At 36.3% G+C, this 15,714-nt stretch carries 17 protein-coding genes; 2 read left to right on the top strand and 15 right to left on the bottom strand.

Annotated features, from left to right (window positions below; all coding sequences use genetic code 11):
- The first annotated feature begins 35 nt into the window (after positions 1–35).
- Positions 36–203 carry an SPJ_0845 family protein gene (locus AC6UDF_RS03535; protein ID WP_500695557.1) on the top strand — a complete coding sequence of 56 codons (168 nt, stop codon included), beginning with the start codon at positions 36–38 and terminating at the stop codon, positions 201–203.
- 35 nt (positions 204–238) lie between these two features.
- On the opposite strand, the gene yihA is transcribed toward AC6UDF_RS03535, so the two are convergent.
- The 7 genes from yihA to rpsO all read right to left on the bottom strand — a co-directional run bounded on the left by yihA (position 239) and on the right by rpsO (position 8,261).
- A complete protein-coding gene (yihA, locus tag AC6UDF_RS03540; protein WP_500693888.1) occupies positions 239–823 on the bottom strand; it encodes a ribosome biogenesis GTP-binding protein YihA/YsxC in 585 nt (194 codons plus the stop codon).
- A gap of 16 nt (positions 824–839) precedes the next feature.
- Positions 840–2,126 carry an ATP-dependent Clp protease ATP-binding subunit ClpX gene (gene clpX / locus AC6UDF_RS03545; RefSeq protein ID WP_500699412.1) on the bottom strand — a complete coding sequence of 429 codons (1,287 nt, stop codon included), beginning with the start codon at positions 2,124–2,126 and terminating at the stop codon, positions 840–842.
- Positions 2,127–2,269: 143 nt separating this feature from the next.
- A complete protein-coding gene (tig, locus tag AC6UDF_RS03550; protein WP_500706390.1) occupies positions 2,270–3,607 on the bottom strand; it encodes a trigger factor in 1,338 nt (445 codons plus the stop codon).
- A gap of 166 nt (positions 3,608–3,773) precedes the next feature.
- Complete coding sequence (gene tuf / locus AC6UDF_RS03555) at positions 3,774–4,961, bottom strand: elongation factor Tu (protein ID WP_500693891.1); 1,188 nt, start codon at positions 4,959–4,961, stop codon at positions 3,774–3,776.
- Positions 4,962–5,139: 178 nt separating this feature from the next.
- Positions 5,140–6,048, bottom strand: a complete 909-nt coding sequence (locus AC6UDF_RS03560; RefSeq protein WP_500706389.1) for a hypothetical protein — start codon at positions 6,046–6,048, stop codon at positions 5,140–5,142.
- 52 nt (positions 6,049–6,100) lie between these two features.
- A complete protein-coding gene (locus tag AC6UDF_RS03565) occupies positions 6,101–7,819 on the bottom strand; it encodes a ribonuclease J (protein WP_500723827.1) in 1,719 nt (572 codons plus the stop codon).
- A gap of 172 nt (positions 7,820–7,991) precedes the next feature.
- Positions 7,992–8,261: a 30S ribosomal protein S15 gene (gene rpsO / locus AC6UDF_RS03570; RefSeq protein WP_500693894.1), complete on the bottom strand. Its 270-nt coding sequence runs from the start codon at positions 8,259–8,261 to the stop codon at positions 7,992–7,994.
- A gap of 236 nt (positions 8,262–8,497) precedes the next feature.
- On the opposite strand from rpsO, the gene rpsT reads away from it, so the two are divergent.
- Positions 8,498–8,761, top strand: coding sequence for a 30S ribosomal protein S20 (rpsT, locus tag AC6UDF_RS03575; protein WP_500695552.1), 264 nt, complete (start codon positions 8,498–8,500; stop codon positions 8,759–8,761).
- 12 nt (positions 8,762–8,773) lie between these two features.
- On the opposite strand, the gene holA is transcribed toward rpsT, so the two are convergent.
- From holA to AC6UDF_RS03615, 8 genes are all read right to left on the bottom strand, one after another.
- Positions 8,774–9,808, bottom strand: coding sequence for a DNA polymerase III subunit delta (gene holA, locus AC6UDF_RS03580; protein ID WP_500723829.1), 1,035 nt, complete (start codon positions 9,806–9,808; stop codon positions 8,774–8,776).
- Positions 9,805–11,844 (bottom strand): DNA internalization-related competence protein ComEC/Rec2, encoded by a 2,040-nt coding sequence (locus AC6UDF_RS03585; protein WP_500706387.1) that lies wholly within the window; start codon positions 11,842–11,844, stop codon positions 9,805–9,807. Before AC6UDF_RS03585 ends, holA begins: the two co-directional genes overlap by 4 nt.
- Before the next feature lie 218 nt (positions 11,845–12,062).
- A complete protein-coding gene (locus AC6UDF_RS03590; protein WP_500706385.1) occupies positions 12,063–12,548 on the bottom strand; it encodes a ComE operon protein 2 in 486 nt (161 codons plus the stop codon).
- 65 nt (positions 12,549–12,613) lie between these two features.
- Entirely contained in the window at positions 12,614–13,297 is a 684-nt protein-coding gene (locus tag AC6UDF_RS03595; RefSeq protein WP_500706384.1) for a helix-hairpin-helix domain-containing protein, read from the bottom strand.
- Positions 13,298–13,339: 42 nt separating this feature from the next.
- Complete coding sequence (locus AC6UDF_RS03600; protein ID WP_500693900.1) at positions 13,340–14,395, bottom strand: SepM family pheromone-processing serine protease; 1,056 nt, start codon at positions 14,393–14,395, stop codon at positions 13,340–13,342.
- Complete coding sequence (gene coaD, locus AC6UDF_RS03605) at positions 14,392–14,871, bottom strand: pantetheine-phosphate adenylyltransferase (protein ID WP_500706383.1); 480 nt, start codon at positions 14,869–14,871, stop codon at positions 14,392–14,394. Before coaD ends, AC6UDF_RS03600 begins: the two co-directional genes overlap by 4 nt.
- A gap of 11 nt (positions 14,872–14,882) precedes the next feature.
- A complete protein-coding gene (gene rsmD / locus AC6UDF_RS03610) occupies positions 14,883–15,437 on the bottom strand; it encodes a 16S rRNA (guanine(966)-N(2))-methyltransferase RsmD (RefSeq protein ID WP_500706382.1) in 555 nt (184 codons plus the stop codon).
- A 9-nt stretch (positions 15,438–15,446) separates the two neighbouring features.
- Positions 15,447–15,710: a YlbG family protein gene (locus AC6UDF_RS03615; RefSeq protein ID WP_500696605.1), complete on the bottom strand. Its 264-nt coding sequence runs from the start codon at positions 15,708–15,710 to the stop codon at positions 15,447–15,449.
- Positions 15,711–15,714 lie beyond the last annotated feature (4 nt).

Raw genomic sequence — 15,714 nt, forward strand, 5'->3', positions numbered from 1 at the left:
TTTTTTGCTATGATGAGTTTAAAGGAGCGATCGATATGGGACTAAAAATTAGAAGAAATGAAGATCTTGATGCCATGTTCAGTAAATTCGCTAAAGAGAATCCGAAAGATCCTAACCGTACCAAGTTTTTGAATCATAAAAACAAAGAAGACCAGCGCGAATCAAAAAAGAATAAAATATTAGATCAAGACAAAACCAAATAAACACAAAATCAGCTGTTCTCACAGCTGATTTTTTATTACTTAATTTGTTGCTCAATCCAGTTCCAAATTTGATCTGCTCCGACCTTGGTTTTAGCAGAGAACATTATCAGCGGTTCATCTGCTTCAAGCTCCAACCCTTTTCGCAACGTCTGTTCTTGTTTCTTGATCTTACTTTTAGGAATTTTATCAACCTTAGTCGCTACATAAAGCACGGGAATTCCATAATACTCTAACCAATCACGCATCTGAATATCGTACTCACTCGGGGCGTGTCTACCATCAATTAAATTGATCACTCCCCGGAGCTGTTCACGTTGCGTTAGATAAGTCTCAATCATTTGAGCCCATTTTTCCCGTTCTGTTTTAGAAACCTTCGCATAGCCATATCCTGGAACGTCAACAAAATAGAGTTCATCGTTAACGCGATAAAAATTCAAAGTTTGAGTTTTTCCCGGTTGGCCAGACGTATGAGCGTAATCCTTCCGGTTAATCAACACATTCGTTAGTGAAGACTTGCCAACGTTAGATCGACCCAAAAAGCCAATTTCTGGATATCCAGTAGTGGGATACTGTTTGGGATCAACTGCACTCATTACAAGTTCAACATCATTTACGTCCATTATTATCTCCGTTTAATTACTTTGTTTCGCTTTTTAAGACCATCTTTGGTTCTTTACCACTATTTACTGAATCTGGGGTAACAATCACTTCTTTAACGTCATCACGACTTGGAAGTGAATACATAATATCTCTCATCACACTTTCAATCATAGAACGAAGACCACGAGCACCCGTATTTCTAGCAATGGCTTTTTTTGCCATGGCCTTAAGTGCAGCGTCTTCAAATTTAAGTTGGACACCCTCGAGTGATAAAAGCTTTTGGTATTGTTTTACTAACGCATTTTTAGGTTGAGTCAGAATTTTGACCAGATCATTTTCACTTAACTTATTCAAAGCGGTCAAAATTGGAAGACGACCGATAAACTCTGGAATTAATCCAAAATTCATCAGGTCTTCAGGAATTACTTTTTGCATAATATCTTCATCAGCAACGTCTTGGGTCTCATGATTATCAACCCCAAAACCAATTGTTTTATCACCTAAGCGTCGTCTAACAATATCTTGAATTCCATCAAAAGCCCCACCAACAATAAACAGAATATTCTTCGTATTAATCTTAATAAACTCTTGGCTCGGGTTCTTTCTACCACCCTTTGGTGGAACATTAGCGGTAGTTCCCTCTAAAATCTTTAACAGAGCTTGTTGGACACCTTCACCAGATACATCTCTTGTGATTGAAACATTTTCGGCTTTTTTAGCAATTTTATCAATCTCGTCAATATAAATGATTCCCTTTTCAGCCCGATCAACGTCATAGTCAGCGTTCTGTAAGAGTTTCAAAAGAATATTTTCAACATCTTCTCCAACATATCCAGCTTCAGTCAACGTCGTAGCGTCAGCAATTGCAAAGGGAACGTTTAAAATTTTAGCAAGTGTTTGGGCCAGATAAGTCTTCCCCGATCCAGTTGGTCCAATCATCGCAATATTACTTTTCTGAATCTGAGCATCATCATAAGCATGTCGTTCTTGGTTACCATCTTCACTTTCATCATCATCTTCAGAATCATTCAAAGCCTTAATTCTCATATAATGATTAAAGACAGCCACCGCTAGCGTTTTTTTGGCTTCATCTTGACCAATCACATACTCATCAAGTTTTTTAACAATTTCACTTGGGGTAAGCACATTGATGTCTTCAACATTGGTCTTGTTTAATTCATCACTCATGATTTGTTCACACAAATCGATACATTCATTACAAATATATACACCGGGTCCAGCAACAATTTTTTTTACTTGGTCCTGTGACTTTCCACAAAAGGAGCAAGTAATGGTCTCATTTTGATTTGAATCATCATACATGGTATCTCTCCTTTTTGTTAATTCGTTGTTAATTCGTCTCGTTGCCTGCAATTTGAAACTATACCATACTAATAGAACCTTTTAAAATAATTTGCTCTACAAAAAAAGACCCGCTCTAACAAGCGGATCCCATCTTGTATAAATTATTTCTTATTTTCTTTACTGGAATCCTTCTTTTCAGAAGCCTTCTTGGTAGTTGATTTTGGTTCTTCTTTAGCACTGTCAACCACAATGTCAACGGCTTTTTGAATACCAATATCATGTTTTAACATGTCATCAGATAATGCATTACGAACGGCTGTTTCTTCCATTCCGTATTGTTTAGCGAGGTTGCTAACTTCTTTTTGAATGTCTTCTTCACTAGGATCAATCTTTTCAGCTTTAACAATTGCTTCTAAGACCAAATTAGTTTTAACTCGACGATCTGCACCATCAGCAAATTGCTTCTTTAAGTCCTCTGGCTTAGTACCAGTGAGTTTGTAGTACATTTCAGCGTTAATACCCTGCTGCTGCATTCCAGCTAAGTACTGGTCCATTTGACGTTGAACGTCATCATTAATCATAACTTCTGGAATATCTTTAACAGTAGCATTATCTACTGCTTCACTAATAGCCGTATTTTCCTTGGCATCGTGAGCGGCTGATTCTTTTTGTTCCTTAAGTTCTTTTTTAACTTTGTCTTCCAATTCAGAAAGTGTATCAACATCTTCATCAACATCTTTAGCAAAGTCATCATCAAGCTTAGGAAGTTGTTTCTCTTTAACTTCATGGAGTTTAACCTTAAAGGTAGCTTCTTTGCCAGCTAGTGACTTTTCTTGATAATCCTTAGGGAAGGTAACTTTTACTTCGACATCATCGCCCGCCTTTTTTCCAATCAATTGATCTTCAAATCCTGGAATGAATGATCCTGAACCAAGTTCAAGAGAATAGTTATTTGCTTTTCCACCTTCAAAAGGCTTGCCATCAACAAATCCCTCAAAATCAATGGTAACAGTGTCACCTTTTTTGGCAGGACGATCAACTAGAACAAGTTCAGCTTGAGATTGACGCATTTTATCAATCTTAGCATCAACGTCTTTCTTGTAAACTCGAGTACTTTCCTTTGGAACGCTTAGTCCTTTGTATTGACCAAGTTTAACATCAGGTTTGACACTAACAGTAGCCTTTAAGACCCAAGGCTTCCCTTTTTCAATTGAATCAACACTAACGTCAGGTTGACCAACGGGTTCAATGCCAGCGTCTTTAATTGCTTCACTGTAAGCATCTGGTAATAACAAATTCAAAGCATCTTGGTATAAAGCTTCTTCACCATACATTTGGTTAAATACTTGTCTTGAAACTTTACCCTTACGGAATCCAGGAACTTTAATATTTTTCTTATTCTTTTTGAAAGCTCGATCTAATCCTTCTTTAATCTTATCAAGACCAATTTCAAAAGTTAATTCCCCATCATTGGTACCTTTTTTCTTCCAATCTGCCATAACATTTCCTCCAACATGAAAAATATTTACACACTTTTCCAAGTAATAGTATTCAAATAATATTCTAACTTAAGCGTCCTCAAAAGTAAACAGCGACGCTAAAACGGCCATAGCAATAAAAAAGAGATTGAAGACATTGTCTTCAATCTCTAAATAAAAATACTAATTAATCATCAATTTCGGTAACAACACCGGCACCAACGGTATGTCCACCTTCACGAATAGTGAACTTAGTACCCTTTTCAATGGCAACTGGCTTAGTTAAGTCAACGTGGAAAGTAACGTTGTCTCCAGGCATTACCATTTCAGTTCCCTTGTCTAATTCGATAACACCAGTAACATCAGTGGTGTGGAAGTAGAATTGAGGACGATAGTTTGAGAAGAATGGAGTATGACGTCCACCTTCTTCTTTGGTTAAGATATAAACTTGACCAGTGAACTTCTTGTGGGTTTGAATTGAACCAGGTGCTGCAAGAACTTGTCCACGAACAACTTGGTCACGATCAATACCACGAAGTAATGCACCGATGTTGTCACCGGCTTCACCCTTGTCAAGAGTCTTTCTGAACATTTCAAGACCAGTAACAGTAGTCTTCAATGTGTCAGGAACTAAACCAACAATTTCAACTTCGTCGCCGACTTTGATGCTACCACGGTCAATACGACCAGAAGCAACAGTTCCACGACCAGTGATGGTAAATACATCTTCAACAGGCATTAAGAATGGCTTGTCGTCATCACGTTCTGGAGTTGGGATGTATTCATCAACAACATCCATTAATTTCATGATGTTTTCTTCTTGTTCTTTGTCACCTTGAAGTGCTTTCAAAGCTGAACCACGAACAACCGGAACATCGTCACCATTGTAACCATATTCTGAAAGCAACTCACGAATTTCCATTTCAACTAAGTCGATCAATTCGTCGTCATCAACCATGTCAGTCTTGTTCAAGAAGACAACAATGTGGTCAACACCAACTTGTCTAGCAAGCAAAATGTGTTCACGAGTTTGTGGCATAGGACCATCAGTTGCGGCAACAACAAGAATGGCACCATCCATTTGGGCAGCACCAGTGATCATGTTCTTAACGTAGTCAGCATGTCCTGGGGCGTCAATATGTGCATAATGACGCTTTTCAGTTTCGTATTCAACGTGGGCAGTATTAATAGTAATACCACGTTCCTTTTCTTCTGGTGCAGCATCGATATCAGCAAAGTCTTCAGCCTTAGCCAAGCCTTTTTCTGATAATACTTTAGTGATTGCTGCAGTTAAAGTAGTCTTCCCGTGGTCAATATGGCCGATAGTACCAATATTAACGTGGGGCTTTGTTCTTTCATAATGTTCTTTTGCCATTTATGAAACCCTCCTGTCATTTTCGTAAGATAAACATCAGCAAAACGCCAATGTCTCTTTATTATTAATTATACTACATTTCCCCTAAAAGGCAAAATTGTCACCTTTTTGGGAATTCACTTTCATATTATATCCACTGACAAATTATTTGTAAACCAGATATAGACAATTTCTTAAATTACTTTAGTAATAAATTCATGATTTTATCAATTTTCACTAACCAATGATCAATTGATTTCATTTTTTCATCATCCACTACCATATTCGGATTAATGATATGCCGATGAATAGCGGTTACCCATTCATCAGGTTCCTTAATCACATCATCAATAAACGGATACAAAATCTGAGCATCATATTCGGCCGCGTTAGAAATTTGCTGATAACGAATTGGATCATTTTGTCCATAGCGTTCCCTAATTTCCTTTTGCATTGCTTGATACGCACTAGAATCCAATTCATCAACAAGCTGTGATGGTGTTAAAGTATACGTTTTTCCATCCATCCAAATATATTTAACTGGTTTATCATACTTTAACTTAGCTAAATTATTAAGTAACTGATTTCTCCATACCGGATTGACGTCTGGATCTACTAGGTTAAACTGTGCACCCTTCAAATATTGCTTATACGGGAGTTCTTCAGCCTTTTCCATTATGTCGCGCTGCTTGATTCCCGTTTGTCCACCCATGTGCATAAAATGCTTCAAGTTAGCCCGGTTAGATTCAGCTTGCTCAGAGTCATTGATTCTCTCTAAAGATTCGATTTTGCTTTTGACATCATCCTTATCTAATACATCAATTGAATCAACAATTATTCGTAATGGGATAAACTTCCGGTTTTTTAAGTAAATATTTATTAATAATTTAACGTCATTTTCAACAAAATAATTAAAGTTATCTTCTAATAATCGATATGATTCAACGTACTTTTTTTCATTAAAGAGCGAGTGTCCCAACAAATCAATCACATTGTAATCGTCAACTTCATCATACAAAGCCAACAATTCCTGTGAACTTTTCTGATAATGTTTTTGCCTAAAGTCTGTTTGTGCTTTTTTTAATCTTGCCTTTTGATGATCATTCAATCTATTATCCTCACATAAGAAAATAAAAAAATTGAGCCGGGGCTCAACTTCTTTAGTCTTCTTGATCGTTTTTATTGTTAGCTTTTTTTCTTCTATGGTGTTGATTGACTTCCATAATAACTGGAAGAATCACTGGTCTTCTCCCAGTCTTTTTGTATAGAAATTGTCCAAGGTCTTCTCTAACATCCTGTTTTAAATGACCCCAGTCAAACTCCTTGTTATTAAGGTTATTCTGGACTGCTTCAGATACAATATCAGCTGCTTCTTTAAGCAAGGATTTATCAGAATTAACGTAAACAAATCCCCGAGCCATGATTTTGGGCTCTGAAATAATTTTTTTCTTCTTACGGTCGATAGTAACAACTGCCACGAAGACACCATCTTCCGATAACACTTTTCGATCTCGTAATACAATGTTTCCAATGTCTCCGACACCAATTCCATCAATCATGGTGTCAGAAGCTGGGACAGCTTCTGACAAAAACATGTTTTCACCATCAAACTCAATTACATCACCTTTAGCCGGTAAAATAACGTGTGATGGTTTTATCCCAACTTCCTCAGCTAGCTCTTTTTGTGCTTCCATTAATCGATACTCACCCTGGATTGGTATTAAGTAATCAGGATGAATTAAATTAAGGAGCAGTTGAAGATCATGCTTGCTGGCATCCCCTGAAATATTCTTTTCATCAGCAATGCTCATGACCTCCCCACCAGCTTTATAGATCATATCGCGAGTCTTAGCCCATGGAGTGTCCATTGCACGGGATGGACTGGTAGCAATCAAGACCAGGTCACCTGGCTGAATATCAACGTCTCTGTCTCGATTGTCAGCCATTCTTTGAAGTGATTCCATTGGTTCACCGTTCTTACCGGTTTGTAGAATCAGAACTTCATGTGGATTCATTTGATTTAACTCTTTTGCAGATTCAATAAACAAATCGTCAGAAGGTAACGTTAACTTGCCAAGTTTCAACGCAGTATCAATAACCTCTTCTAGACCCTTGCTGGTTAGATAGACTCTCCTACCTGACTTAGACGCGGCGTTTAATACTTCTTGAATTCTTAAAATATTATTAGCAAGACAGGCAACGATCACACGACCCTTCTGATAGTGAAGGGTTTCATAGAGATAGTCTCTGATCTCTTTCTCGTCGGTACTCTCTTCCGGATTGTCAGCATTTCTTGAGTCACTTAAAAGTGCCAAGACGTGTTCTTTACCAATATCAGTAAGAGCTGAATAATCCGTTTTGTATCCGTCAGCAGCAGTCTGATCAAACTTAAAATCACCAGTATAGACAATGTTTCCAAGTTCAGTACTAATCACGATCCCAACTGAGTCAGGAATTGAATGGGTGGTATCAAAGAAACTAACCGTGCCATCCTCAAATACAATTTCGCTTTTACTATTAATGACGTGGAAATCATTAAATTTCTTAGTCTTCTTATTATCGGCAACCGCCAACTTTGCCAAACCAATCGTTAACTCCGTTCCAAACACGGGAACGTTAAATTCACTTAAAAAATATGGAAGTGCACCAATTGCATCTGCGTGACCGTGGGTAAGAAAAACCCCGACAATTTTATCGGCGTTATCCCTTAAATACGAAAAATCTGGGATTACAAAATCAATTCCTAACATTTCGTTTTGAGGGTATTTTAGTCCACAATCCAAAATAAAAATACTATTATCATTAATTTCAATGGCATAAAGATCCTTGCCATTTTCTCTCACTCCACCCAGTGGAATGATTTTGATGTTCTTTTTCATAATTACTTGTTCCTCTCAAAAAATTACTTACGATTAAAATTAACTATTTTATGCGAAGCTTGGCCTCTAAACGCTCATGATATCTGTTAACAGTGTAACATATTTATATTAAGCACTAAATTATTTATGTATAAAAAAAGAGCGGAAAAAATCCGCCCTATTAAAATCAAGATTAACGACGTAATCCTAATTCCTTGATTAATTTACGATAACTTTGTACATCATTGTTACGTAAGTAAGCAAGAAGATTTCTTCTGTGACCGATCTTCTTCATAAGTCCACGTTGTGAATGAAAATCCTTTTTGTGGGTCTTCATGTGTCCATTAATTTCATTAATATCAGCAGTCAGTACAGCAATTTGTACTTCTGTCGAGCCCGTGTCACCATCGTGTTGAGCAAACTTTTTAATAATATCGTTCTTTTGTTCTTTAGTTAAAGCCATTATTACATTCCACCTTTCTAATCTAATCCCTCAATCTGAGTAATACGTCAGTGACTCGCAAAACTAAGATTAAGTTACTTATTTAATATAACCTAAAAGAAAGCGTTATTCAAGTTATCATTAAAAAATTAGTCTTGTTTTTAGTGCTATTGCAATTAATCAATGGATTTTGTATAATTAGGAACGTCAAAAGATGTGAATAATTGAATTTATTTCACAAGGTGGAGGTGAACTTAATGCCAGTAATTAAATCTGCTATCGAACGTATGCGAACTAACGAAGAAGCTAGAAAGAAAAACGCATCTCAAAAGAACGAAATGAGAAGTGCAATCAAAAAATTCGAAAAAGCTGAAGCTTCTGGTGCCGATGATTTAGATAGTGTATACCGCAGTGCTGTTGCAGCAATTGACCATGCAAAATCTAAGGGTCTTATCAAAGCTAATAACGCTAACCGTAAGAAGTCTCATTTAGCAAATAAACTTGCTAAAAACGACAACTAAAAAAGAATCCGATTAATCGGATTCTTTTTTTATACTCTGATTTAGTTTAACGGCAAACATTTCAAACAACAATTCTGGATCAATACTCGTACTTTTCAGTTGCTCTTCAATTTCTACCAAACTAATATATGCATCTCGTAGATATTCTCTAGGATACTTGCGATTGTTCCTGATTGCTAACTTTACTCGATACGGATGGACCCGTAAAGAACTTGCTAAATTCCCCTGACTATAGCCAAAATAATCTAAAATTTTAACTTGCAGTAATAATCTGAACTGACTAACTAAAATTGCATTGATTTGAATTGGCTCATGCTTCTGAGAAATTAAATCATGATAAAACTCGATTGCTTGCGTTGTTTTACCACTCATTAAATAATTAATTAAATCAAAAACGTTTTGATCCATCGATTTTGATACTAACGAATCGACCGCATCAAGCGTTATTTTTTTATCATTGATTTTGTATAAAAAGAGTTTATCTAATTCATTCATAACACTAGCCAAATTACCCGAAGTTCGAGAAAGAAGTTCTTCAAGTGCATTTCGATCGATCGAATATCCACTGTTCTTAATCTTACTTTGCACTAACTGCTTAATTTCCCTTTCAGAAAACCGATTTAAGTCGATTACTTCCGCACGTTTTAAAAGCTCCTTACTAACCTTTTTTCTAGCATCTAACTTTTGATATGGAGCAAAAAAAGCCAAAGTTGTTTCATCAGGAGCATTCTTCAAATAATTTATGAGTTCTTCTGAATGATGAACGGTTTTGCTTTTATTTTTTTCACCGGTTAAAAAATACGGATTCTTAATGAAGACTAGTCGTTTTTTCCCAAAAAAAGGAATTGACATCGCATCATTTAGTGCAACGGAAAGCGATGTTTCTTCCATATCATAAGTAGTAAAATTCATTGTCCGTTCATCATTTGGGATCAGAGACTTTAGTTTCTTTTGAATTATATCGATCCAATAATCATCATTTCCAAGGATTAAATAAATTGATTTAGGATCACTATCAATCTGATTAACTTGTTCTACGACACTCAACGACGTGCCACCTTCCACTTTGTTTCAAATTTTCCAATTTTGTTATTATTTTTGAACTTATATCTAATCATACCATTCTTTTTGGTACTGATAATTGCAACATGTTGTTGGTTCATTGTATCAATAGTTTCCTGATTTGGATGATTATAACGATTATGACGACCCGCAGATATCAGAGCAACTTTAGGGTTAATTGCCCTGATAAATCTAGGATCGGATGAAGTCCTACTTCCGTGATGACCTAGCTTGATCACATCAACTCGCAAATCAGGATATTTTTGGATAATCTTAAGTTCTTCCTCTCTGTTCAAATCACCCATAAAAATCCACTTCAAACCGCCAATTTTACCAAAAAGTACCATGGAATCTTGATTTTCACCAGACCCACTTTTCATCGGATGAACAACTTGAAATGGGGAATTTTTAATTCGATTTCCAGTCTTGGCATCAAGCAACTGAAACTGTCCTTGATACGGTCTAATTCGCCTTAAAAAGCTTTGATTATTAGTCATCCCCCACGGAACATAAACCCGATCAACCTTCATTTTACTTAAGAAGGCCGGCAAATCACCAACATGATCAGCATCTTGATGACTTAAACAAACATTATCAAGTTTTGAAATCCCAATGCTTTTTAAATATTGGATTGAAGTATCATTGGCTTGATAAATTTTGGCCCGCTTCTGTTTGCCAAAGAAATTAGGCTTTCCGCCAGTGTCAATCAACGTAATCGAACGATTAAATGGCTCTCTAACAAGAAAACTATCCCCTTGACCAACATCAAATGCATCAACTTCTCCATTCATTGGAAAATGAATCATCACAAAACCAATGCTAAAAAATAACACTAAAAGAATCATTCGCTTCATAGTTACTTTTTCAATGAGTAGTAAAGAAATTATTACCATTAATAAAACGATCCATACGTTTAGTTTCCCGATCACCAAATTTCCTGGAAGCCTTGAAAGAAAATTTAAAAGCTGGTCAAATGTCTTTAAGGTTGTATCAATTAATGAAACAATCAAATCAAATTTTAAAAATGACAGCAAATATCCAATTAACACAATTGGAAATATAAAGGTTGAAAAGAAAGGGACAAATAGCAGATTGGCAAATAAAGATAATGCATGCCATTCATACATATGGTACAAAATAATTGGCACGCTAATTAAGTTAAGTAGGATAGTTTGTTTTAAAAACCCACAGTTTTTCGTCAGGATTAACCCAAGTGATAATAAATATGAAAGCTGACATCCAAACTGAAAAATAAACAATGGATTAATCAGCAAGTTGATCATCACCGCACTGGACCAGATATCTAAGGGAGATATGTCAAGATACACTTTATCTAGACCCAAGCGTTCTTCGGCCATTATAATTGCCCGAAGTAAACTAGCTCCTGCACCAGCAATTACAAAGTAAAATGGAAGAAAAATGATTAAGAATGAATTAACCTGCTCCCTTCTCAATCGCAAAGTCGTCATAATCCACGTAATCAAACCAATTAAATAATAAACGTGCATCCCCGAAATTGTGAATAAGTGGATGAGACCCAAGCGTTGGACCCCGGTCAGTTCTTCTCTAAAATCACTACTCCGACTTCCATAAATGATACCCAAAACGTACATCCGTAGATGTTTAGGTAATTGATCACACGTTTTAATCATTTGAAACCTTAAGTCGTGAACCCGATTACCTAAACCTTGATTGCTACAAATCTGACGGTATTTAATTTGATCACATTTAATTTCACTCACAATTCCCTTAGCGCGATTAAAACTCTTGGAGTCAAATTGAGCAAAATTGGGTGGTGAATCAATCAAACTAAGTTGGCCATCAATAATAAATTCGCTGGTGTGATTAAGATGAAGCAAAGCATCTTTTTCACTCTTATTTTTTACAAACCCATAAATTAATACCCGCTGTTTTAGCCGGGGAATTTCTACAACTCCACTATACGTATCTCCATGAAGCTGTAATTCATCTGGATGGACCTTAGCTATCCAAGTCGAAGTCGTTTCTGTCTTAGGTATCACCCTAGCTTGTCGGTTAATGTGATTTTGCCAAATTCCAAAAAATATCAGTGGAATTAGCAGTGAGATGACACTTTTTGAAAAGAAACGGGGAATTCTTAAAAGAAAGATACGAATCAACCATAAAATTAATAAAACAATTCCAATTACGTGATTTCCAAAAAATGCGAATGCACCAAGCACCCACAAAATGGATGTAAAAACCAAAAAATTCTTTTTAATTATTTATCGACGGATAAGAATGATTCAAACGGTAGAATATTAACATCATTTTGATTAACATCAACTTTTTCTAAAGAGACATGTTTCATGTCCAATAACTTTTTAGCATACTCACTGTTATGATAATTTCTTAAATACTTGATTTTAATGATCCCGGCCTGAAGTAACATCTTTGTACACTGCAAACAAGGTACATCAGTGACGTATAACTCAGCATTATCAGTTGACTCACCAAACTTAGCACATTGTAGAATGGCATTCATCTCGGCGTGGATTGTTCTTTGACAATGACCATCTACTAAATAACACCCTTCGTCAATACAATGGACATCTCCTGATACTGAACCGTTATATCCACAAGCAATTACTCGCTTATTTCGCACCAATACCGCACCGACAGATCGTCGATTGCATGTACTTCTGGACGCAACTAACATCGCTTGCAACATGAAATATTGGTCCCACGGAATCCTTTTCTTTTTCATAACTGTCATCACCTTCACTAGAATAGTTAAATCTAGTATACCAATATTTATCTATCACAGTTGCTTCAAACAGTAATCGAACTTTTCAAATTTGCAACGGTCTTATCACCAAATCCAGGAACGTTTTTCAAGTCCTCAGGCTTTTTAAATGGGCCACTTTGTTTCCGATAAGCAATTATTTTATCAGCCTTCTTATCACCAATCCCATTTAGCTGTTGAAGTTTAGCTTTATCTGCTTCATTAATATTAACCTTTCCGCTATCAGAACCCTTATCACTTCCAGCCGAATTGCCTGATGAATCACTAGCAACTTGATTGGTCTTTGGTAATCCATTAATTTCTCCACGAATTGGGACATAAACAACCTGTTGATCAGACAATTTTTGCGCCAAATTAATGTGTTTAGCATCCGCTGAACGATTAAAACCACCTGCTAATTCAACTGCATCAGAAACACGCATGTTTTTACCAACCTGATAAACTCCTGGTTTATTAACTGCTCCCTTTACATCAACATACACTTGTTGGTGATCATCATTCCCATTGCCTGCCGAATTCTCTGCGGTTGATTTAGTAACGTTTTTTCTGCGATTTGCTTTGGCTGTTGTTTGCAAATTAGTCCGTGGTGCTTGCTCGCTACTATTTTGAGATGCAAAAACACAATATCCCAGCAGTCCTACCACAATAATTATCAATCCTCCAATAATTCTGTACTTGTATTCCTCAATAAATTCATATAACTTATCCATCTTTCTCTCCTTTCACATTTAAATACGAAAAAAACACAGCTTTTAGCTGTGTTTTTGATTTAAATAATTCAAAGCGTCATCAAAAGATGTGACCGGAACAATTTTCATTTTAGGGGCATACCTTTTGGCAGTTGCTTTAGCCACTTGGTAATTAGTCTTATGACCTTGCTCCATTCTCAAAATTGGCTCAGTCGGTTTAACGTATGGACAAAAGAAAACCTGTGCGCCACTCTTATTAGCAGCAATTATTTTCTTATCCACTCCACCAATTTCGCCCACTTGACCATTGGCGGCAATCGTCCCAGTTCCTGCAATTCGTTTGTAATCGTAATTCGTATGTTTTAATTCACTATATACTTGCAGGGCAAACATCAGACCACCAGAGGGTCCACCAATTTTTCCTGGGTTAATATTGGCCTTAGGATCAGTTTTAACACTCATATCATCAATCATTCCGATTCCAATCCCATAAAACCCCTTGACCAGTTGTTTCTTTGTGCCGATCGCCTGTTTATCTTTTCCATTCCGTTTAAAAGTAATTTTAAGTTGCGCATGCTTGGGTAAACTTTGAATGTACTTTACATATTCGGGACCCTTATATAATTTTTTTCCATTTATTGATTCAACCAAATCACCAGGCTTCAATTTATTAGCGAAATCGGATTGCGGATAAACGTTTAATACATACACACCATGATAACTTTGCTTAATTTTACCATGAGCTTTGTGGTAGCCAACATAAATTGCATTATTGATAGCCGTCTTCATATAAATATCTTGTACGTTATCATACTCTTGATTACTTTGATTTCCCATCACATCTGACGTTTTCTCAATTGAAACATGGGGATTCACTTTTGAATACAAGTAAGTGATTGGTCTAGCCTGCGACATTGAAACTGCAGTGATCATAAACTTATTCTTCTTATTTGGTTTAATTCCTTGAATTTTAACCATTGGTTGAATGTTAACGGCTTCACCAGGCGCTTCAATCAAAGCATTAAGCGGCCAAAAAAGGAACCACAATATAAAAATAATGATCCCTAGGAAAATCAAAAAATATCGGTTATGTTTAATCCATTTCCAGATTGTCTTCACTGATTTCTCTTCTCCTTTAATGCCTCACACACAACGTTAGGAACAAATTTTGATACATCTCCACCAAAATGATTAATCTCTTTAACCATTGAAGACGAAATCAATTCATAATCATGGTTGGCAAACAACAACACGGTCTCAATTTGCGAATCCAACATTTGGTTTAAACTAGCAATTTCCTGTTCGTTTTCAAAGTCTTTAGTATCCCGAATCCCTCGGATCAGGATATTGGCATGTTCTGCTTTTAAGAAATCAACCGTTAAATTAGAATAGACCTTAACAGTAACGTTTGAATAGCCAGCCACACACGTTTCAACCATTTCTTTCCGTTCTTTAGGGGTAAACAACCCCACTTTACTCGAATTGTCGCCAATGGCAACGACAACTTCGTCAAATAGTTGCGTTGCTCGCTTAATAATATTCAAATGTCCATTGGTAATGGGGTCAAAGCTACCCGGATAAATGGCTTTTCTCATAATTTTTCCCTTTACTTTAAAATTTGATAGATAGATATTACCGTTAAACCATAATCTTTTTGTTTAATGAGGCGATAGTTTTTAACATCATCAGACATATCAGTTTGATTGTCAGTCTCACAGATTACCATCCCATTATGACTTAACAAACCACTATTGCTAATTTCTTCTAGTTGTTTAACCATCTGTTGCTTTTTATATGGGGGATCCAAGAAAATATAGTCAAAGAAATGACCTTCTTCTTTCAATTTAACCAGTGCTGATTCGGCATTCATTTTCCACACAGAAAAATCAGCAGCATTCGGATCAATCGCAACGTTCTGTTTAATAGTTTTATACGCAGCATACTGTTTATCAATTAAAACGGCATGATCCATTCCCCTAGAAATGGCCTCAAGGGAGACGGCTCCTGATCCGGCATATAAATCCAGAAAATTACCGCCATCAAAGTATGGTCCGATCATGTTAAATAACGCTTCTCGCACTTTGTCGGTTGTTGGGCGCGTCCGATTCCCAGGGACTGGTTTAATTTTACGTCCTCCAAATTTTCCTGAAATTATTCTCATTTTTGTTTCCTACTCTTCAACGTTATTTTCAGCATTAATCTCACCAAAGGCAAGTGCCAAGTCAACGGTTGGAGATACCCCAACCTTTTTAACAAACCTAAGTTTACTAATTTCTTGGATAGTCGTATCTAAATCAGAACTATCAACAAAAATAATAACATAATGCATCTTTTTCGATACAAATCGAATATCACCAAATCTCTTTAGGTTTTTAATTTGACGAATCGAGTATGTTGAAACAATCAATTCCGTTCGGTCAGTTAATTTGGCCATGATT

The sequence above is a fragment of the Fructilactobacillus sp. X2R6C1 genome (assembly GCF_059901295.1).

Excerpts from the sequence above, each read along its gene's own strand:
- AC6UDF_RS03535 (WP_500695557.1), top strand. The coding sequence starts at position 36 with ATGGGACTAAAAATTAGAAGAAATGAAGATCTTGATGCCATGTTCAGT.
- yihA (WP_500693888.1), bottom strand. The coding sequence starts at position 823 with ATGGACGTAAATGATGTTGAACTTGTAATGAGTGCAGTTGATCCCAAA.
- clpX (WP_500699412.1), bottom strand. The coding sequence starts at position 2,126 with ATGTATGATGATTCAAATCAAAATGAGACCATTACTTGCTCCTTTTGT.
- tig (WP_500706390.1), bottom strand. The coding sequence starts at position 3,607 with ATGGCAGATTGGAAGAAAAAAGGTACCAATGATGGGGAATTAACTTTT.
- tuf (WP_500693891.1), bottom strand. The coding sequence starts at position 4,961 with ATGGCAAAAGAACATTATGAAAGAACAAAGCCCCACGTTAATATTGGT.
- AC6UDF_RS03565 (WP_500723827.1), bottom strand. The coding sequence starts at position 7,819 with ATGAAAAAGAACATCAAAATCATTCCACTGGGTGGAGTGAGAGAAAAT.
- rpsO (WP_500693894.1), bottom strand. The coding sequence starts at position 8,261 with ATGGCTTTAACTAAAGAACAAAAGAACGATATTATTAAAAAGTTTGCT.
- rpsT (WP_500695552.1), top strand. The coding sequence starts at position 8,498 with ATGCCAGTAATTAAATCTGCTATCGAACGTATGCGAACTAACGAAGAA.
- AC6UDF_RS03590 (WP_500706385.1), bottom strand. The coding sequence starts at position 12,548 with ATGAAAAAGAAAAGGATTCCGTGGGACCAATATTTCATGTTGCAAGCG.
- AC6UDF_RS03595 (WP_500706384.1), bottom strand. The coding sequence starts at position 13,297 with ATGGATAAGTTATATGAATTTATTGAGGAATACAAGTACAGAATTATT.
- coaD (WP_500706383.1), bottom strand. The coding sequence starts at position 14,871 with ATGAGAAAAGCCATTTATCCGGGTAGCTTTGACCCCATTACCAATGGA.
- rsmD (WP_500706382.1), bottom strand. The coding sequence starts at position 15,437 with ATGAGAATAATTTCAGGAAAATTTGGAGGACGTAAAATTAAACCAGTC.
- AC6UDF_RS03615 (WP_500696605.1), bottom strand. The coding sequence starts at position 15,710 with ATGGCCAAATTAACTGACCGAACGGAATTGATTGTTTCAACATACTCG.